18 protein-coding genes, 1 tRNA gene and 1 pseudogene are annotated in these 18,065 nt (G+C 60.5%); 11 read left to right on the top strand and 9 right to left on the bottom strand.

The features are described 5' to 3' along the window. Window positions 1–18: 18 nt before the first annotated feature. From ACSQ3J_RS12685 to ACSQ3J_RS12655, 7 genes are all read right to left on the bottom strand, one after another. The gene (locus ACSQ3J_RS12685; RefSeq protein WP_060512071.1) at window positions 19–771 is read right to left on the bottom strand and encodes an ABC transporter permease; all 753 of its coding nucleotides are present in this window, start codon (window positions 769–771) and stop codon (window positions 19–21) included. Continuing rightward, the gene (locus ACSQ3J_RS12680) at window positions 768–1,706 is read right to left on the bottom strand and encodes an ABC transporter ATP-binding protein (protein WP_436039270.1); all 939 of its coding nucleotides are present in this window, start codon (window positions 1,704–1,706) and stop codon (window positions 768–770) included. Before ACSQ3J_RS12680 ends, ACSQ3J_RS12685 begins: the two co-directional genes overlap by 4 nt. Continuing rightward, the gene (locus ACSQ3J_RS12675; RefSeq protein WP_060512075.1) at window positions 1,703–2,869 is read right to left on the bottom strand and encodes an ABC transporter permease; all 1,167 of its coding nucleotides are present in this window, start codon (window positions 2,867–2,869) and stop codon (window positions 1,703–1,705) included. Before ACSQ3J_RS12675 ends, ACSQ3J_RS12680 begins: the two co-directional genes overlap by 4 nt. A gap of 74 nt (window positions 2,870–2,943) precedes the next feature. Then, on the bottom strand, window positions 2,944–3,855 hold the full coding sequence (gene osmF, locus ACSQ3J_RS12670) for a glycine betaine ABC transporter substrate-binding protein OsmF (protein WP_200954925.1): 912 nt from the start codon (window positions 3,853–3,855) through the stop codon (window positions 2,944–2,946). A gap of 329 nt (window positions 3,856–4,184) precedes the next feature. Continuing rightward, the gene (locus ACSQ3J_RS12665; RefSeq protein WP_060512077.1) at window positions 4,185–5,498 is read right to left on the bottom strand and encodes a TRAP transporter large permease; all 1,314 of its coding nucleotides are present in this window, start codon (window positions 5,496–5,498) and stop codon (window positions 4,185–4,187) included. After that, the gene (locus ACSQ3J_RS12660; RefSeq protein ID WP_060502843.1) at window positions 5,495–6,007 is read right to left on the bottom strand and encodes a TRAP transporter small permease; all 513 of its coding nucleotides are present in this window, start codon (window positions 6,005–6,007) and stop codon (window positions 5,495–5,497) included. The genes ACSQ3J_RS12665 and ACSQ3J_RS12660 overlap by 4 nt, the downstream gene beginning before the upstream one ends. 60 nt (window positions 6,008–6,067) lie before the next feature. Next, a complete protein-coding gene (locus ACSQ3J_RS12655) occupies window positions 6,068–7,042 on the bottom strand; it encodes a C4-dicarboxylate TRAP transporter substrate-binding protein (RefSeq protein ID WP_060502560.1) in 975 nt (324 codons plus the stop codon). Window positions 7,043–7,638: 596 nt separating this feature from the next. Here ACSQ3J_RS12655 and ACSQ3J_RS12650 point away from each other — a divergent pair. Beyond that, window positions 7,639–9,153, top strand: coding sequence for an acetyl-CoA hydrolase/transferase family protein (locus tag ACSQ3J_RS12650; protein WP_060512079.1), 1,515 nt, complete (start codon window positions 7,639–7,641; stop codon window positions 9,151–9,153). A 146-nt stretch (window positions 9,154–9,299) separates the two neighbouring features. Here ACSQ3J_RS12650 and ACSQ3J_RS12645 read toward each other — a convergent pair. Further along, window positions 9,300–9,389, bottom strand: a tRNA-Ser gene (locus ACSQ3J_RS12645). 289 nt (window positions 9,390–9,678) lie between these two features. Between ACSQ3J_RS12645 and rplU the strand changes: the two are divergent. The 4 genes and pseudogenes from rplU to ACSQ3J_RS12625 form a co-directional block, all read left to right on the top strand. Continuing rightward, window positions 9,679–9,990, top strand: a pseudogene (rplU, locus tag ACSQ3J_RS12640) (50S ribosomal protein L21); the annotation flags it as partial. A gap of 99 nt (window positions 9,991–10,089) precedes the next feature. Continuing rightward, window positions 10,090–10,359 (top strand): 50S ribosomal protein L27, encoded by a 270-nt coding sequence (rpmA, locus tag ACSQ3J_RS12635; protein WP_037096930.1) that lies wholly within the window; start codon window positions 10,090–10,092, stop codon window positions 10,357–10,359. A 127-nt stretch (window positions 10,360–10,486) separates the two neighbouring features. Continuing rightward, window positions 10,487–11,143: a GNAT family N-acetyltransferase gene (locus ACSQ3J_RS12630; RefSeq protein ID WP_060502558.1), complete on the top strand. Its 657-nt coding sequence runs from the start codon at window positions 10,487–10,489 to the stop codon at window positions 11,141–11,143. Next, window positions 11,140–11,721: a GNAT family N-acetyltransferase gene (locus ACSQ3J_RS12625; RefSeq protein WP_060502557.1), complete on the top strand. Its 582-nt coding sequence runs from the start codon at window positions 11,140–11,142 to the stop codon at window positions 11,719–11,721. The genes ACSQ3J_RS12630 and ACSQ3J_RS12625 overlap by 4 nt, the downstream gene beginning before the upstream one ends. A gap of 49 nt (window positions 11,722–11,770) precedes the next feature. Here ACSQ3J_RS12625 and ACSQ3J_RS12620 read toward each other — a convergent pair whose 3' ends face one another. Further along, the gene (locus ACSQ3J_RS12620; protein ID WP_060512081.1) at window positions 11,771–12,631 is read right to left on the bottom strand and encodes an endonuclease/exonuclease/phosphatase family protein; all 861 of its coding nucleotides are present in this window, start codon (window positions 12,629–12,631) and stop codon (window positions 11,771–11,773) included. Between the two features lie 82 nt (window positions 12,632–12,713). Here ACSQ3J_RS12620 and obgE point away from each other — a divergent pair, with 82 nt between their 5' ends. From obgE to rlmH, 6 genes are all read left to right on the top strand, one after another. Then, window positions 12,714–13,724 (top strand): GTPase ObgE, encoded by a 1,011-nt coding sequence (gene obgE / locus ACSQ3J_RS12615; protein ID WP_060502555.1) that lies wholly within the window; start codon window positions 12,714–12,716, stop codon window positions 13,722–13,724. 1 nt (window position 13,725) lies between these two features. Next, window positions 13,726–14,895 carry a glutamate 5-kinase gene (proB, locus tag ACSQ3J_RS12610; RefSeq protein ID WP_060502554.1) on the top strand — a complete coding sequence of 390 codons (1,170 nt, stop codon included), beginning with the start codon at window positions 13,726–13,728 and terminating at the stop codon, window positions 14,893–14,895. Next, entirely contained in the window at window positions 14,888–16,168 is a 1,281-nt protein-coding gene (locus ACSQ3J_RS12605; protein ID WP_060502842.1) for a glutamate-5-semialdehyde dehydrogenase, read from the top strand. The genes proB and ACSQ3J_RS12605 overlap by 8 nt, the downstream gene beginning before the upstream one ends. Before the next feature lie 37 nt (window positions 16,169–16,205). Beyond that, the gene (locus ACSQ3J_RS12600) at window positions 16,206–16,787 is read left to right on the top strand and encodes a nicotinate-nucleotide adenylyltransferase (RefSeq protein ID WP_051980854.1); all 582 of its coding nucleotides are present in this window, start codon (window positions 16,206–16,208) and stop codon (window positions 16,785–16,787) included. 106 nt (window positions 16,788–16,893) lie between these two features. Continuing rightward, the gene (gene rsfS, locus ACSQ3J_RS12595) at window positions 16,894–17,340 is read left to right on the top strand and encodes a ribosome silencing factor (RefSeq protein WP_060502841.1); all 447 of its coding nucleotides are present in this window, start codon (window positions 16,894–16,896) and stop codon (window positions 17,338–17,340) included. Between the two features lie 203 nt (window positions 17,341–17,543). Continuing rightward, window positions 17,544–18,026 carry a 23S rRNA (pseudouridine(1915)-N(3))-methyltransferase RlmH gene (gene rlmH, locus ACSQ3J_RS12590; RefSeq protein ID WP_060502553.1) on the top strand — a complete coding sequence of 161 codons (483 nt, stop codon included), beginning with the start codon at window positions 17,544–17,546 and terminating at the stop codon, window positions 18,024–18,026. Window positions 18,027–18,065: the final 39 nt, after the last annotated feature.

Here is an 18,065-nt window from a genome sequence, read left to right as displayed (position 1 = left end):
GACAGGCGAGGCACGAGGTCAACCTCGCGCCGACAGCCCTGCACGACGGGCAAGGACACGCTCGATCGCCGAAAACCCGTCATAGATCAGCACGGCCAGAGCGCCGACAATCAGTCCGCCCTGCAGCACGAAGGCGATATTGTTGGATTGCAGCCCGGCGATGATGACTTCGCCCAGCGTCTTTGCCGCGACCGTCGAGCCGATCGTCGCAGTGGCCAGGCTGATCACCACCGACAGCCGGATACCCGCCAGGATGACCGGCATCGCCAGCGGCAGTTCCACCTTGAACAGCCGCTGGCGATCAGTCATGCCGGAACCGCGGGCCGCCTCCATCACCGCAGGCGGCAAGGTCGTCAGCCCCGTCAGCGTGTTTTCGAAGATCGGCAGCAAGCCGTAGAGAAACAGTGCCACCAGCGTCGGCTTCTCACCAAAACCGAGGATCGGCACCGCCAGCGCCAGCACGGCCACCGGCGGAAATGTCTGCCCGACATTCACGAGACTGCGCGACAAAGGCAGGAATTCGGCACCAAAGGACCGGGTGACGAGGATCGCCAGCGTCACAGCAACGAGTACGGCGCCGGTCGTGGCGATGGCGACGGTGCGCAGATGCAGGAGGGTCAGCGTCAGCAGGCTGCCCTGATTGTAGATCGCCGGCGCATTGTCCTGCACCAATGGTTTCAACAGGGGATCAAACAAGTCTGGCGACACCAGAAAGGCGATTAGAAAAGCTAGCAGCGCTGCGCGCAGGATATTTGGGATCCATGCCCTCATTGCGGTTTTGCCGCCCGTCTGCTCAGTCCCTCCAGGGTCACCCTGCCAAGGATCGTCCCATCGGCGGCGGCGACCGGCAACGCGGATCGGCCGGTCCACAACAGTTCGGAAAGCGCGTCGCGCTGGCTCATCGTTTCCGCCAGTGGTTTTCCATCGGCCGCTCCCGGCTCGACGGCATCACCCGCGGTCTTGATCGACAACAGGCGGAACGGCCGCTCGCTGGCGCCGATCAGTGTCTGGACGAATTCCGTCGCCGGGTCCTTCACCAGTTCGGCGGGCTTGCCGTATTGGACAAGCGCGCCCTTGTCCATGACGGCAATCTTGTGGGCGAGATGAAACGCCTCGTCCATGTCATGCGTCACCAGCACGATCGTCGTGCCCAGCAGCCTCTGGATGGCCAGCAGATCCGCCTGTGCCTTTGCCCGGATGATCGGATCGAGCGCACCGAACGGTTCGTCCATCAACAGTACGTTCGGCTCCGCCGCCAAGGCCCGCGCCACGCCGACACGCTGCTGCTGGCCACCGGAAAGCTCATGCGGAAACCGCGCCGAAAACACGATGGGATCAAGCTGAAACAGGGTCAAGAGTTCCGCCACCTTGGCGTCGATCCGCGCTTGGTCCCAACCGAGCAGGGTGGGCACCGTAGCGATGTTTTGGGCGACGGTGCGATGCGGAAACAGTCCATGCCCCTGGATCGCGTAGCCGATCCGGCGGCGCAGTTCGAAACCCGGCATCGCCCGATTGTCCTCGCCATCAAGGCGAATCGCGCCGGATGTCGGCTCGACCAGCCGGTTGATCATCCGCAGCAGCGTCGTCTTGCCCGAACCGGATGTGCCGACAATGACGGTGACCGTACGTGGTTCGATCGTCATCGACACATTGTTGACGACCGTGTTGCCGTCATAGCGTTTGGTGATCCCGTCGATTTCGATCATGCGGCCCTGCTTCGTTCTCGCTGAGGAGCGTTAATTTCAATAAGCGCGTCGAGCACGATCGCCGCTGCGAAGGCCAACACCACAGTCGGCACTGCCCCAAGCAACACCAGATCCATTGCCGTCTGGCCGATGCCCTGGAACACGAAGACGCCGAAGCCCCCACCACCGATCAATGCGGCAATCGTCGCAAGGCCGATATTCTGCACCAGCACGATGCGAATGCCGGTGAGAATGACCGGCATTGCCAGCGGAAACTCGACCCCGAACAGCCGCTGCCGGTCCGTCATGCCGATGCCGCGGGCAGCCTCGTTGGCCTCGCGCGGCACGCCTGCTAGGCCAACCACGGTGTTGGCGACCACTGGCAGCAGCGAATAGAGAAACAAGGCGACGAAAGCGGGAGCGGCACCGATGCCGCGAATGCCGATGGCGGCGGCCCCAGGCACGTGGACGGCGATCCAGCCAAGCGGTGCGATGAGAATGCCGAACAGGGCAATCGACGGTATCGTCTGAATGAGGTTCAACGTGTTGAGTACGCCGGCCCGCAAAGGCGCCACCCGATGGCAGAGAATGCCGAGTGGCAACCCTACCAGGACGGAAGCAACCAGCGACCCAAGCGCCAGCGTCACATGCCTCCCGGCCTCCAGCCAGAACACATCGGCGCGGCCTGAGTATTCCTTGAGGATCGACAGCCCATCCCACAGGCCCGACATCAGGACCACGGCTGCCCCACCGAGCGTGATCGCCAGGAGCAGCACCCTGACCAACGGTAAAGGCCGCAGCCGCGTGATCGAATCGGCAGCAAGCAGGGCAAAGGAAAACAGCAGGATCCAGAAGCCGGAAGCAGGAGAAACCCGGGCATATGCGTTGGCGGGCGGTGTCAGGTGGGTCGCAGCCATTCCGATGAACACGGCAATGGCGGCTAGACCGGCCGCGGCGACAAGCAGCCGAAGACGTGTCGGCGTCCTTAAAAGGACGATCAGCGCCGCTCCGGCCAACAGCCCAAGAAGGAGCATGCCTGCCCCAGTGGGCAAGGCATCGAGGATACCTTTGGCGTCGCCCGGCACGATACGGTTGGCGCGAAAGGTCGCAAACGGTGCGGCGAGCGCCCCGTAAGCGATCAATACCCCAATGACCACGCCGAGCTTATCGAAGCGAATGCTCAAACTGCCATCCCCATCCCATTAGACCGGCTCCGCTTCGGGAACCGGTCATTTCAGGGCAGCCTATTTCAGCCGGCTTACTTCAGAAAACCATTCTTTTTCAAAAAGTCTTCCGCAACCGCCTTTGCAGGCTCGCCGCCAACCTGAACGCGGCCGTTCAGGTCCTGCAGGGTCACCAGGTCAAGCTTCTCGAACACCGGCTTCAGCAGGGTTTCGATTTGCGGATGCTCCTTTAGAACCGCCTCCCGGATGATCGGCGCGGGCTGGTAGACGGGCTGCACCGCTTTGTCGTCTTCCAGAACCACAAGACCCGATGGCGCGATGCCGCCGTCCGTGCCGTAGACCATGGCGGCGTTGGCGCCATTGGTCTGGTTGGCCGCGGCCGCGATGGTCGCTGCGGTATCGCCGCCCGAAAGGGTGATAAGTTGGTCTGATTTCAGCGTGAAACCATAGGTCGTCTGGAACGCAGGCAAGGCTGCCGCCGAGTTGACAAATTCCGAGGAGGCCGCCAGCACCACCGCGCCGCCACCCGCAACATATTTGCCGAAATCGCTGAAGGTCTTGATGCTGCTGGCATCGGCCAGATCCTTGCGCACGGCGACGGCCCAGGTATTGTTGGCCGGCGACGGCGACAGCCATACAATCTTGTTGGCGTCGTAGTCGAGTTTCTTGGCTTCGGCATACCCCGTTGCGGCATCCTTCCAGAGCGGATCGTCGGCCTTTTCGAAGAAGAATGCGGCGTTGCCGGTATATTCAGGGTAGATATCGATTTCACCGGCAGCAATCGCCTTGCGCACGACCGGGGTTGCCCCGAGCTGCACCCGGTCGGTCGTCTCGATATTGTTGGCCTTGAGCACGGCAAGAATGATGTTGCCAAGCACACCACCCTCGGTGTCGATCTTAGAGGAGACGACGACCTGGGCATTGGCCGCAGCCGTGGAAACGAGCACGGCGAACGCGGCCCCGATCAATGTTGTTTTCAGACGCACGTTAATTCTCCCTTGAAACTGTTCACAATTTCTCCCACGCCCGCCGGCATGCGTCGGGGCATAAACTGCCATATGTGGCAAGGTTCGGAGAAAAATAGAGCGCGGAAAAGGGAATTTGCGCAGAACAACAACCCGATCGATCCGGGCCGCTTCAGAACCATGAGGGATACAAAGGTTAAGGATGCCGAAAAGCGGCCCTGCCCAAGGTACAAACCGGGACGGAGCCCCACCTGCCCGCCCGGTTTTGTCGTTCGGCAACGTCTCTGGCGTTGTCTATGCTGATGCCTGAACCGGCATCAGCATGCCCCAGGTGCGCGCGAAACGCACCATCATTGCACGGACGCCGTTCCGTAGATGAGGTCGGGAAGCCAGAGGGAAAGCTGCGGGAAAATACTGAGAATCCCCAGCAGAATCATCATCATGAGCAAGTAGGGAACGACCTCTCTTGCATAGGCCATCATCGGAACACGCATCACCATCGAGGAGATGTACATCAGCCCGCCGACCGGCGGCGTAATGCCGGCGATTGTCAGATTGGTGATGAAGATGATGCCGAAATGCACCCGGTCGATATGGACGCCATCGATGATCGGAATGAGCATCGGCGTCAGGATGATCAATGCCGCCGATCCCTCGATCGCCGTGCCGATAATCATCAGCATGACGTTGATCAACAGCAGCATCATCAACGGATTGTCGGTGGCCGCACCAAGCCAGCTCGACATCGCCTGCGGAACCTGCTCCCAGGCAAGATAGAAACCAAAGGCCGCAGCAGCGCAAATCATCACCATGACGACGGCGGAATCGCGCACGGCCTCGGCCAGCACTTCCGGTATCTGCCGGATGGTGAATTCCCGGTAGCCGAAGATGGCAACGAACAGCACATAGACAACGACGACCGCGCCGGCCTCGGTTGTGGTGAACAGGCCATAGCGTGTACCCGCAAAGATGACGACCGGAATGGATAGAGCCCAGAGACCGTCAATCAGCGCGGCCCTGACCTCGGCGCCGCTCGCCCTTTTCTCGCGCAACGATTTGTAGCCGCGCTTCTTGGCGATGAAAAACGTGGTGATCATCAGGCCAAGGGCAAGAGCGAGCCCGGGGACGACCCCGGCTGCAAACAGCCGGCCGATCGAGGTTTCCGCCAGAAAGCCATAGACGATCAGCCCGATGGACGGCGGAATGAGGCTGGTAATTACAGCCGCCGACGAGGTGATCACGGCGGCAAAGGCACGGCTGTAGCCGCGCTCGGCCATCTGCACGCCAAGCGTCTTGGCGAGCATCGCCGCGTCGGCATTGGCCGACGCCGTGAGCCCCCCGAGAAGTGTCGCAAGCACCGTGCACATCTGAGCGAGCGCACCGGTCATGTGGCCGACCAAGACATCGGCCAGGTTGAGCAGGCGCCGCGTGATACCGGACGCGTTCATGATACAGCCGGCCAGAACAAACAGGGGAAGCGCCAGCAGAGAAACCGACTGGCTGCCTTCCGCCATTTCCTGCGCGAAATTGGACAAGGGGATCATGTCCATGTTCAGGAAGAAGAAGGCGAGCGCGCCGATGGCCATGGCCCAGGTGATCGGCGTCGAAAGCAGGAAAAGGATGGCAACGAGAAGGGACGGCCCAGCAAGATGGAAAAAGGTCATATGATCGAATCCACGTTTCGGTGCGTTCTCGGGCGCCACGGCCGCTCAACAAGCAAATGCTGGAGCAGCATGCCTGCCGAGGCCAGCGCCAGCGGGCCGTAAGCGAGGCTGCGCGACAGATCGAGGGCGATCGTGTGCACATGCCGAGATGTCCACGCCTGCCAGAGGAAGAGAACGGTCATCAGGATGAAAAAGGCAGCGAGAAGCACATAGTTGAACCAGCGAATGGCAGTCTGCCAGCGGTCAGGGAGCGCCGTCACCAGCACATCGATAGCCGCATGCGTTCCGAGACGCACACCTGTGATCGCACCGAAAAACACCAGGTAAGAAAATGCAAGGATGGCAAGCTCGTATGTCCAGGCCGCCGGCTGCGGAAAGATGTAACGGCTGACGACACCCCAAAGGATCGAAAAGACGACGACGATCAAAGCGGCGACACCGATCGCTTCATCGGCACGGCGAAGACTGAGCAGCGGGCTATCGCCGCTGGTTTCGGTAAAACTGTTCATGATATCCCCCGGACGCGACAGAAATGGCCAGCCGGACACATGTCCCGCTGGCCGGCTGTTTTACTTCATGGCGTCCTGGATACGCTCGAACATGCCGGGCGTCAGGTTCGGAACCTTGCCATAGGCAGCCTTGGAGGCTTCGACGAAAGCAGGAACATCGACATCGGAGATGATGTCCACACCGGCATCGGCCAATTGCTTGGCGTAGACATCATCGGTCTCGAGCGTCATTTTCGTCAGGTCGATGGCGATTTTCTGGCCCTCCTCGGTCATGATCTTCTGCAGATCTTCGGGCAGGCCATTGAAAAATTGGGCGGACGCAACCCAGGCGGTGAACATCGCCTGATGGCCGGTCTTGGAAATGACCTTGCGCGTCTCATTGAGCTTGGACCCGGCGATCGATCCAAACGGACCTTCCGCCGCATCGACGACACCGGACTGGAGCCCGTTGTAAACATCACCCCAGGGCAATTCCGTCGGACGCGCGCCATAGGTGGCGAACGTCGCCATCATGATTGGCGAGGAAGGAACGCGGATGGTGACACCGGCCAGATCGGCGGGGGTACGAATAGCCTTGTTCGCGATGATGTGACGATAGCCGAAAAGGCCATTCGGCATCAGGATCTTAATACCCTGGGCTTCAAGCTTAGCGGACAACTCCTTGTAGACGTCCGACGAGAACAGCTTGTCGCTCGCTTCGAGGCTTGGATAGACGTAAGGGCCGGCGAGAATGGACATATCGGGTTCAAACTGGCCGAGCTGCCCATAATCGGTGGCGCTGAGCAGGTTTGCGCCGCTCATGACCATCTCGTTGACCTTCTTTTGCGCTCCCAGCTGGTCGCCGGTCATGACCGTGATGGCGATCCGGCCCTCTGACCGCTCGCCGACACGCTCGGCATAGAGCTTCATCGCCTTCACGATCGGCTCGTTCGGATTAACCTGCGATGTCGAAAAGCGCAGATTGTACTCCTGAGCCGACGCGACGCCGCAAAACGACAATGCGGCCAGAACGGACGCAAGCATGACTGCCTTCATGAAATCCTCCCCTTCAGCCTGAACTCCTCTTCAGGCATAATTCATATGCGAATATAAAAGTTATAAGAGAATGGTTTGGGAACGTCAACCAAGCAAACAGCCCTCACATCCCCGCACACTCCGGTCTTTTAGCGGAAGAGGCAGGGGTGTTATTTCTTATATAAAGACTAAGTCTATATATGAGCAAAAATGAGCCTCCTCCCGCATAAAGGGTAACCATCCCTCCGCATAAGGGTAAAAAGGCAGCCCGCCCTTCCTCAGGGCACAGGCAAGCGCACGCCGGGCGTCGATGAAAGCTGTGGTTCGGCGGCACTCGGCGCGAAGATGTCCCACTGGGAAAGCCCCACCAATCTCCGATTATTCCAGGCGCAGCGCTGCGGACGCGCCTGCCACCGCTCCCTGAGTTTCCGGAGCATCGCCATCACGATTCCAATCGATACTGAAAATCACGCACAGGACGCTCCTGCACCAAGCTTTAAGATGTCCAAATGTGTTGGAGGCCTGCGCAAGCCGGCGTATAAACACATTCGGTGCCGCCCAAAAGTAGGCGTCTACCGATGGATAGCCCGACATTGCGTGCGACCCGAGGAAACAAAATGACTGGAACACGGATAGGCTGCGAGCAACTGCGTTCAAAGGTGATGCACGCAGAAGACGCGGCATCCCTGATCAAGACAGGCTCCACCGTCGGGATGAGCGGATTTACCGGATCCGGCTATCCCAAAACCGTTCCACTCGCGCTCGCCGCACGCATCGAAGCCGCGCACGCGGTCGGTGACCCCTTTCGACTGCGTGTCTGGACCGGCGCCTCGACAGGACCCGAACTCGACGGTGCACTAGCCAAGGCAGACGGGATCGATTTCCGGTTGCCGTACAATTCCGACCCTATCGCCCGCGAGAAAATCAATCGCGGCGCGATGAACTATTTCGACATGCACCTGAGCCAGGTCGCGCCGATGGCCTGGCAAGGCTTCCTCGGCCCCCTCGACACGGCGATTGTCGAAATTTCCGGTATCCGGCCCGATGGCTCGCTGATCCCCTCCTCCTCCGTTGGCAACAACAAGACCTGGCTCGACCGCGCCGACAAGATCATCCTCGAACTCAATCGCTGGCAAAGCCCCGACCTGGAGGGGATGCACGACATTTACTATGGTACGGCACTGCCGCCGAACCGGGTTCCGATCCCGCTCACCCGGCCCGACGATCGCATCGGCGAGACCGCTTTCCGCTGTGATCCCGAAAGGATCGTCGCAATTGTCGAAACCGACGCGCCGGACCGTAACCTGCCCTTCACACCGCCCGACGGCACTGCCCGCGCCATCGCCGGCCATCTTCTCGAGTTCCTGGCCCATGAGGTGAAAAAGGGCCGCCTGCCGGCCTCATTGCTACCGATCCAGTCCGGCGTCGGCAATATTGCGAATGCTGTGCTCACCGGGTTGATCGACAGCCCGTTCGAAGACATGACGGCTTTTACAGAAGTCATCCAGGACGGCATGCTGGATCTCCTCGACGCCGGCAAGCTGCGCATGGCCTCAGCCACCGCCTTCTCGCTGAGCCCCGAAGCGGCCGGCCGGCTGAACGCCGACATGGCCCGCTACAGAAACCGGATGATCCTTCGCCCTCAGGAGATCAGCAATCACCCCGAATTGGTCCGCCGGCTCGGCTGTCTGGCCATGAACGGCCTGATAGAGGCCGACATCTACGGCAACGTCAACTCGACGCACATCATGGGCTCACGCATCCAGAACGGGATTGGCGGGTCCGGAGATTTCGCCCGAAATGCCTATGTCTCGATCTTCATGACCCCCTCGACCGCGAAAGGCGGAAATATTTCGGCGATCGTGCCACAGGCAAGTCACGTCGACCACATCAGCCAGGACGTGCAGGTGCTGGTGACAGAGCAAGGACTTGCGGACCTGCGTGGTCTCTCCCCCAAACAGCGCGCGGCAGTTATCATCGATAACTGTGCGCATCCGGACTACCAGCCCGCGCTTCGGGACTATTTCACACGCGCCCTCAAGGGCTCCTATGGCCTGCAGACCCCGACCTTGCCCAGCGAGGCATTGTCCTGGCACCAGCGCTACATCGACACGAGTTCAATGATGATGTGACATATGACCGACATCGCCGCCTCCGGCAGAAGCCCCGGCCCGTAGCCAGTCGGGACGGACGTGCGGCCCTGACCAATTTTGGCATTGGGATCTAAGATTGAGCAAATCAACTGATCGCGGGAGACCTTACGGCCCAGGGTTCAGAATGGCGGAGAGGGTGGGATTTGAACCCACGATACCCTTGCAGGTATGCCGCATTTCGAGTGCGGTGCGTTCGACCACTCTGCCACCTCTCCGGATATGCTGGTCGGCGCCGTAGCGCGACGCGGTTCATAGCGGCAGTTTTTGGCGATGGCAAGAGGGTGGATCAAGGAAAATCAGGCTCATCCGCGCCTTTCTTCTTGACAGTTTTGCCGGCTTCCCGTAATTCGCGAACTTGAAGTGGTGTGGCATGCCCTCACCGCGCCGGGCTTTTATTGGCCCGTTTCACCGGCAAGACCCACAAGGCCTTGTCATCGTCCGACTGAAGAAAAAGACGGCCTCGCCATCGCGTGAAGAGCCGGAACGAACATGAAAGGATAAAAAATGTTCGCAGTCATCAAGACCGGCGGTAAGCAGTACCGCGTGGCAGCCAACGACGTTCTGACGATTGAAAAATTGGAAGGCGCCGCAGGCGACAAGATTGAATTTACCGAGATCCTGATGGTCGGCGTCGGCGCCGATGCAACCATCGGTGCTCCGTTTGTCGAAGGTGCCGTTGTCAGCGCCGAAGTTGTGGAACATGGTCGCGCCAAGAAGGTTATCGCCTTCAAGAAGCGCCGCCGCCAGAACTCGAAGCGCACCCGCGGTCACCGCCAGCACAACACGACTGTCCGCATCCTGGATATCGCTGCTGCTGCCGGCGCGAAGGCGAAGAAGGCTTCCAAGAAGTCTGACGACGCTGCCGCTGAAGCCGCAAACTGAGACAACGGATCCAAGGTTTAAAGGAGAACATCCATGGCACATAAAAAAGCTGGCGGTTCCTCGCGCAACGGTCGCGATTCGCAGTCCAAGCGCCTCGGCGTGAAGAAGTTCGGTGGCGAAGTCGTCATTCCGGGCAACATCATTCTGCGTCAGCGCGGAACCCAGTGGCATCCGGGCGCCAATGTCGGCCTCGGCAAGGACCACACCATTTTTGCACTTACGGCCGGCAACGTGAACTACCGTACGAAGGCCAATGGCCGCGTGTACGTGTCTGTAATGCCGAAAGCCGAAGCAGCGGAATAAGCCGGTAGCGCTCTAAAACAGCCGGCGTCTCATCGACCCGGCTGGCGCTTATCCGTTCAGGCCAAGACCAAAAGGGGAGATGGGGCGATGCCCGATCTCCCCTTTTTCACGTCTTGGAGAACTGAACATGCAAAGCGAACTGTTGAGGGAGAGCCAATCACGGTCTCCCCGGGAAGATTCCCTGGAATCTTCTCAGGAACGGCTGCGGCCACAACGGTCAAGGACCGATTGCCCGATATTGTTATCGCCCCGGCTCGTTTTGCGCGCGCCCCACGAAGACGATATCGACGCCCTTGCCCATCTTGCCAACAACGCCAATATCGCCACCATGGTTTCGCGCATGCCGCACCCGTATACGGTGGCCGATGCCGCGGATTTCGTACGCCGTACGAAGACCGGCACGATTGGCAAGTGCGTCTATGCGATTACCAAAGCGGATAATGGCGCATTTCTGGGGTGCTGCGGTATCGAGCCGCATCCCGATGGCAAGACTGCCGAGCTCGGCTACTGGTTGGGCGAACCGCACTGGAACAAGGGTTACGCCACAGAGGCAGCGCAGGCGCTGACCGACATGGCCTTCCGCACCCGCGACATCGACCAGATCGATGCGCGTTGCCGGGTCATGAACGTCGCTTCGCGGCGGGTCATCCAGAAATGCGGTTTCCAGTTCCAGGGCTCCGGTATGGTCGACAGCCTGGCTCTGGGCGGCATGATGTCGGTCGAATGGTACCGGCTTGACCGCAAGACCTGGATGTCGTTGCGCAGCTGGGGAGGTCTGAGATGACCGCTCACCTGCGAGAACGGCCAAAGATCGCTGTTCGTCCCGATCCAGGCCCCTGCCCGGTCATCGAAACCGCACGGCTGACCTTGCGGCCGCACAAGCTGTCGGATGCCGATGCGGTGGCGGAATCGCTTGCCGATTATCAGGTCTCGCGCATGCTGTCGCGGGTGCCCGTGCCCTATCACCGGCAGGATGCACATGACTGGCTGGTCCGCCAGGGCTCGGGGCTGATTGCCGGTTGGACGCTGGCGATCACCACCGGCGACGACGTCCATATCGGCTGCATCGGCATCGAGCTCATGCACGGCCAATGGCATCTTGGCTACTGGCTGAACCGCTATTACTGGAACCGCGGTTATGCCAGCGAGGCAGCACATGCGGCGATGGAACGCTTCTTCCGGCGCATGCCGGCAACCGTCCTGCATTCCGGTGTCTTTGCCGATAATGCCGGATCGCTGAAGCTGCAGAAGAAGCTCGGCTTCGAGATCACCGGCTGCAGCCAGATTTATGCACTGGCCCGCAACGGCATGGTCAGCCATATCGAGACCAGTATTACGGCGGCTGCACTGCGCACGCCGTAAAAACGAACGAAGGCCCGCAGCACCAAAGCCGCGGGCCTTTTCTTTGGCGTTATTCCAGTTCGAAGCCGACCGGCAGGTGGTCCGAACCGGTGGCCTCCATATCGATCCAGGCATGTCTCAATCGCGGCACAAGGCCGGCACTGAGGAAACAATAGTCGAGATGCATGCGCCTTTGATGATCCGCGGGATTGATCCAGCTGTAGCTTTCAGGCGAAAGCCGGCCGAGATGCGCCAACGTGTCTACCAGGTTTTCCAGCCGCAACGAACGGCCGTAATAGGCATCGCGCGAGCCGGTCATCGTGCAGTATTCCGGCCCTTCCGGTTCCATGTTGAAATCGCCCATCAGCACGAAATCGTCGGGATACGGCAGCTCGCTAAAGCCGAAATCGCCGCCGCCGGTCATGGCGCCGCCTTCGCGCGAATAGGACACCGCCTTCTCCTTGAGATAGGCGATCTGGGCGATGCGTTCGGCCGGATAGGCATGGTCGAGATGGACTGAATAGACCCGCAACGGACCCGCCGGAGTTATAATGAGCGCTTCGGTCGCGCCGCGCTGCAGGTTCATCGGCGAGATCGTGCGGGTGCGTGGCAACGGAATGAGCCGGGTCGCGGCAATCGGAAAGCGCGACAGGATCATGTTGCCGAACTGGAAGCGGCGATCGACGGCACGGCCGTTCTCGATCGCCGATCCGGCATCGATCTCGCAGGCGGGCCAGAAGGTGGAAAAGTACTGCGGCATCAGATCGCGGAAAATGGCGGGAAGATCGGCATGGCCGTTGCGATGAAAATTCCGCGTCACTTCCTGCAGCGCGATCACATCGGCGCCTTCAAGACTTCTCACAATGCGTTCGGGATCGAAACGGCCGTCGAGACCGACGCCGTACTGGATGTTATAGCTCAAAAACTTCACGATATTCTTTGACCTCCGGGGCACGCGCCTATATCGATGGCGGCAATTGTGGCGGCAAATACACCAAACAGATGGCAGTGCGATGAAATTTCTCGACGAAGCAAAAGTCTATATCCGGTCCGGTGACGGCGGTGCTGGCGCTGTGTCGTTCCGGCGCGAAAAATTCATCGAGTTCGGTGGCCCGGATGGCGGCGACGGCGGGCGCGGCGGCGATGTTTGGGTGGAGGCCGTCAACGGGCTGAACACCCTGATCGATTTCCGCTTCCAGCAGCATTTCAAGGGTGGCACCGGTATTCACGGCATGGGCCGCAACCGCACGGGCGCCGGTGGCGCCGACGTGACGCTGAAGGTTCCGGTCGGTACCCAAATCTTCGAGGAAGATTCTGAAACGATGATCGTCGATATGATCGCCGAAGGCCAACGCTTTCGCCTGGCCGCCGGTGGTAATGGTGGCTTCGGCAATACCCATTTCAAATCCGCGACCAACCAGGCGCCGAATTGGGCCAATCCGGGACTTGAGGGTGAAGAAAAGACCATCTGGCTGCGGCTGAAGCTGATCGCCGATGCCGGTCTGGTCGGTCTTCCGAACGCCGGGAAATCGACCTTCCTGGCAACGGTGACCCGCGCCCGCCCGAAGATCGCCAACTATCCGTTCACGACGCTGCATCCGAACCTGGGCGTGGCGACGATCGATGGCCGCGAATTCATCTTGGCTGACATTCCCGGCCTGATCGAAGGCGCCCATGATGGCGTCGGCCTCGGCGACCGGTTCCTCGGCCATGTCGAGCGCACGCGCGTGCTGCTGCATCTCGTGTCCGCGCAGGAAGAGGATGTCGCAAAGGCCTACAAGACGGTGAAACACGAGCTTGAGGCCTATGGCGGCGAATTGCTCGACAAACCGGAAATCGTAGCGTTGTCGCAGATCGATATTCTCGACCCCACCGAATTGAAGAAGAAGCAGAAGGCATTGGCGAAGGCCAGCGGCCAGACGCCGCTTCTCTTGTCGGCCGTTGCCGGCATGGGCATGACCGAAACCCTGCGCGGCTTACGCGATATTATCGTCGCCGCGCAGACCCCGGTGGACGAAGACTGACATGACACCGCACCGCAAACCGCTGGAAAAATACCGCCGGATTGTGATCAAGATCGGCTCCGCCCTGCTTGTGGATCGCAAGTCCGGGCTGAAGAAGCAATGGCTGAATGCCATGTGCGCCGACATTGCGGCGCTGAGAGCCAAAGGCGTCGAGGTTCTCGTCGTCTCCTCCGGGGCCATTGCGCTCGGTCGCTCGGTGCTGGATTTCGCGCCCGGCGCGCTGAAGCTGGAGGAAAGCCAGGCGGCCGCGGCCGTTGGCCAGATCGCATTGGCCCGCGCCTGGTCCGAAAGCCTGTCGGCAGACGAGATCGTTGCCGGACAGATCCTGTTGACGCTCGGTGATACCGAAGAGCGTCGCCGTTATCTCAATGCCCGTGCCACGATCAGCCAGCTTTTGAAGATGGGCGCCGTGCCGATCATCAACGAGAACGACACCGTCGCCACCACTGAAATCCGCTATGGCGACAATGACCGGCTTGCTGCCCGCGTCGCCACGATGACCGGCGCCGATCTGCTCGTGCTTCTCTCCGATATCGACGGGCTCTACACGGCTCCGCCGCATCTTGATCCCGATGCGCGTTTCCTTGAAACGATCGCCGAGATCACGCCCGAGATCGAGGCGATGGCCGGGGGGGCTGCGTCCGAGCTGTCGCGTGGCGGCATGCGCACCAAGATCGATGCCGGCAAGATTGCCACGGGCGCCGGGTGCGCCATGATCATCGCGTCTGGCAAGGTCGATCATCCGCTGTCGGCAATCGGCGAAGGCGCCCGCTCGTCCTGGTTTGCTCCGTCCGGTTCGCCGGTCACTGCGCGCAAGACCTGGATTGCCGGGCAGCTGCTGCCCGCTGGCAGCCTTTCCATCGACGCTGGTGCCGAAACGGCGCTTCGCTCCGGCAAGAGCCTGCTTCCGGCCGGCGTTCGCCAGGTAACAGGATTGTTCAGCCGCGGCGATACGATCGCCATCCTCAGTGCGGAAGGCCGCGAAATTGCCCGTGGGCTGGCCGGTTACGATGCCGATGAAGCCCGTCAGATCGCCGGCAAGAAATCGGCAGAAATTGCCGTCATTCTCGGTTATGCCGGGCGCGCCGCCATGGTGCATCGAGACGATATGGTGATGACAGCATCCGGAAAGCGGGAGACGGATGCGGTGAGGAGCGATGCTCATGCTTGACGATGCACGAAAGAAAGAGATCCAGGAATTGATGGCGGTGATCGGCCGTCAAGCCCGCGCCGCCAGCCGCCCGCTCGCCACGGCGTCGGCCGAGCGCAAGCATGCGGCCCTGATCAGCATGGCCAGCAATATCGTTGCCCACAAGGACGACATTCTCGCAGCCAACGCGCTCGACCTCGAAAACGCCCGCGAAACCGGCGTCGCCGCATCCTTCCTCGATCGGCTGACCTTGTCGGAAACCCGTGTCCTCGACATGGCCAATGCCATCCGGGCGATCGCCGAACTGCCCGATCCCGTTGGTGATGTCATCGCCGAGTGGGATCGCCCCAACGGCCTGCATATCGAACGCGTACGTACGCCCCTTGGCGTCATCGGCGTCATCTATGAAAGCCGGCCGAACGTCACGGCCGATGCCGGTGCGCTCTGCCTGAAGGCAGGCAATACCGTGATCCTGCGCGGCGGCTCGGACAGCCTGCATTCATCGCAAGCGATCCATGCCTGCATGGTGCAGGGCCTAAAGGATGCCGGGCTTCCCGTGCATGCGATCCAGATGGTGCCGGTTGCCGACCGTTCGGCCGTCGGTGCCATGCTCACCGGTCTTGGCGGCTGCATCGACGTCATCGTTCCGCGCGGCGGCAAAAGCCTTGTAGCCCGGGTGCAGAACGAGGCCCGTGTGCCGGTCTTTGCCCATCTCGAAGGTCTCTGCCACGTCTATGTCGATGCTTCCGCCGATCTGGAGATGGCGAAAAAGATCGTCGTCAATGCCAAGATGCGCCGCACCGGTATCTGCGGCTCGGCCGAAACCTTGCTGATCGATCGCAAGGCGAAGGACAAGTTCGTCCTGCCGCTGATCACTGCCCTGCGCGATGCCGGCTGCGAGGTCCGCGCCAGCGAAGACATTCGCGCCATGGTGCCGGGATTGATTGCCGCGACCGAGGAAGATTGGGCAACGGAATATCTCGATGCGATCATTTCGGTGACGCTGGTCGACGATATTGCCGGCGCAATCGATCATATTTCGTCTTGGTCCTCGGCTCATACGGAAGCCGTCATTGCCGAAGATCCGGCCGTCGTCGAGCGCTTCTTCGCCGAAGTCGATTCCGCCATCCTCTTGCACAACGCCTCGACACAGTTTGCCGATGGCGGCGAGTTCGGCATGGGCGGCGAGATCGGCATCGCCACCGGCAAGATGCATGCGCGCGGCCCAGTCGGCGTCGAGCAGCTGACCTCGTTCAAATACAGGGTGCGCGGCACCGGTCAGGTCCGGCCTTAAGGTGCAGCCGGGCGACGTCGATCCGTTCTACCTGAAAATGCCCCATGTCGAAAACGGCATGACCGTCGGACTGTTTGGTGGCTCGTTCAATCCGCCGCATGACGGCCATGTGCTCGTTGCCGATATTGCCCTGCGCCGGCTTGGCCTGGAACAGCTCTGGTGGATGGTGACACCCGGCAATCCGCTGAAAAGCCGCAACCATCTCGCCCCGCTTGCCGAACGTATTGCGCTCAGCGAAAAAATTACCCACGATCCGCGCATCAAGGTGACGGCGTTCGAGCAATCGCTCGGCCAGAGCTATACGGCGCGCACGCTGGAAAAGATCCGCGAACGGAATCGCGGCATCCATTTCGTCTGGATCATGGGCGCCGACAATCTGAAGAATTTCCATCTCTGGCAGGACTGGCAGAAAATTGCCTGCACCTTCCCAATCGCCGTCATCGACCGCCCGGGCGATACCTTGTCCTACCTGTCATCGAAGATGGCAAAGACTTTTGACTATGCGCGCGTTGACGAAGCCCATGCCGCGAGCCTCGCGTGGCGCAAGGCTCCCGCCTGGACCTTCATCCATGGACCGCGTTCACCGCTCAGTTCTACGGCGCTGCGGGCGAAAACATGAGTGCACATAAGCAATGATTAACCGTCATTTACTTCTCGTGTCTTGAAACATTAGGGTATTGGTGCCTACATTTAGGGTGCGGCTCGACCGACATTCGAATCGCATCATGCCTGTTCTGTTCACCTGGAAAGGAAAACCTCTGACAACAGTACACGCGAAGGGAAATGTCACCCGCATTTTCCCGCAAAGCCCGGAACGCAGCGACGAAGCCGCTGCCCGTGCTCTTCAGCTGGTTCTCGGCAGTCTCGAGGACTCAAAGGCAGAAGATATTGTCACCATCAACATTGCCGGAAAATCGGCGCTTGGGGACTACATGGTCGTGGTCTCAGGGCGGTCGAGCAGGCATGTCATGGCGATCGCCGATCACCTGATCACCGATCTCAAGGACGGCGGCCAGGGCAATGCCCGCGTTGAAGGTCTGGAAACCGGCGACTGGGTTCTGATCGACGGCGGCGATATCATCGTCCACGTATTCCGCCCGGAAATCCGCGAGTTCTACAACATCGAAAAGATGTGGGCCGCGCCGGACATGGAAGACGGTACTTTGCACTGAGCCTTTGGCGCCCTTCCCGGGTGCTTTGAGCGGCAGTGATATATTGGGATCCTGTAGTGGTCGTGCAGGACAGGTTATCTGATTGCGGCCATTTGCAGAATGAAGTCCGGCACCAGCGCTCCGCTGGACGGATAGGAATGTGCCTCACGTCGCTGACTGAACGGCAACGCCCTGACCGGCGTGATGAAAATTAAGGAACTGACATGCGGGTTGGCCTCTTTGCCGTCGGGCGCCTCAAGGCTGGCCCGGAAAAGGATCTTGCGGCCCGTTATCTCGACCGTTTTTCCAAGGCCGGCCCTGCCATCGGCCTGGAGCTTTCGCGCATTGCCGAAGTTCCTGAAAGCCGCGGTTCGAGCGCCGATACGCGCAAGCGCGAAGAGGCCGCACAGCTCGAAAAATCGCTCCCCGATGCCAGCCTGCTCGTCCTGCTCGATGAGCGCGGCAAGGCGCTGGATTCCGAAGGTTTCGCAAACCTCATCGGCTCCTTCCGCGATAGCGGCAAGCGCGACCTGACGATTGCAATCGGCGGCGCAGACGGGCTGGACCCGGCCCTGCACGCCAGGGCAGATGCCGTCATCTGCCTCGGAAAGATGACCTGGCCGCATCAATTGGTGCGTATCCTGATTGCAGAACAGCTCTACCGGGCTGTCACCATCCTTTCCGGCCATCCGTATCACCGGGTTTGAAGAAACACCGTTGCGCCGCCATCCCGATGCCGCAATTGC

The sequence above is a fragment of the Rhizobium sp. LjRoot98 genome (genome assembly GCF_964252935.1).
Classification (GTDB): domain Bacteria; phylum Pseudomonadota; class Alphaproteobacteria; order Rhizobiales; family Rhizobiaceae; genus Pararhizobium.
Note: the sequence above shows the minus strand (reverse complement) of the source record. Positions and strands in the feature narration are given on the sequence as shown.

Excerpts from the sequence above, each read along its gene's own strand:
- rlmH (WP_060502553.1), top strand. The coding sequence starts at position 17,544 with ATGCGGGTTGGCCTCTTTGCCGTCGGGCGCCTCAAGGCTGGCCCGGAA.
- ACSQ3J_RS12685 (WP_060512071.1), bottom strand. The coding sequence starts at position 771 with ATGAGGGCATGGATCCCAAATATCCTGCGCGCAGCGCTGCTAGCTTTT.
- ACSQ3J_RS12660 (WP_060502843.1), bottom strand. The coding sequence starts at position 6,007 with ATGAACAGTTTTACCGAAACCAGCGGCGATAGCCCGCTGCTCAGTCTT.
- rsfS (WP_060502841.1), top strand. The coding sequence starts at position 16,894 with ATGCCTGTTCTGTTCACCTGGAAAGGAAAACCTCTGACAACAGTACAC.
- ACSQ3J_RS12680 (WP_436039270.1), bottom strand. The coding sequence starts at position 1,706 with ATGATCGAAATCGACGGGATCACCAAACGCTATGACGGCAACACGGTC.
- ACSQ3J_RS12625 (WP_060502557.1), top strand. The coding sequence starts at position 11,140 with ATGACCGCTCACCTGCGAGAACGGCCAAAGATCGCTGTTCGTCCCGAT.
- rpmA (WP_037096930.1), top strand. The coding sequence starts at position 10,090 with ATGGCACATAAAAAAGCTGGCGGTTCCTCGCGCAACGGTCGCGATTCG.
- ACSQ3J_RS12665 (WP_060512077.1), bottom strand. The coding sequence starts at position 5,498 with ATGACCTTTTTCCATCTTGCTGGGCCGTCCCTTCTCGTTGCCATCCTT.
- ACSQ3J_RS12655 (WP_060502560.1), bottom strand. The coding sequence starts at position 7,042 with ATGAAGGCAGTCATGCTTGCGTCCGTTCTGGCCGCATTGTCGTTTTGC.
- obgE (WP_060502555.1), top strand. The coding sequence starts at position 12,714 with ATGAAATTTCTCGACGAAGCAAAAGTCTATATCCGGTCCGGTGACGGC.
- ACSQ3J_RS12600 (WP_051980854.1), top strand. The coding sequence starts at position 16,206 with ATGCCCCATGTCGAAAACGGCATGACCGTCGGACTGTTTGGTGGCTCG.
- ACSQ3J_RS12630 (WP_060502558.1), top strand. The coding sequence starts at position 10,487 with ATGCAAAGCGAACTGTTGAGGGAGAGCCAATCACGGTCTCCCCGGGAA.
- ACSQ3J_RS12650 (WP_060512079.1), top strand. The coding sequence starts at position 7,639 with ATGACTGGAACACGGATAGGCTGCGAGCAACTGCGTTCAAAGGTGATG.
- ACSQ3J_RS12605 (WP_060502842.1), top strand. The coding sequence starts at position 14,888 with ATGCTTGACGATGCACGAAAGAAAGAGATCCAGGAATTGATGGCGGTG.
- proB (WP_060502554.1), top strand. The coding sequence starts at position 13,726 with ATGACACCGCACCGCAAACCGCTGGAAAAATACCGCCGGATTGTGATC.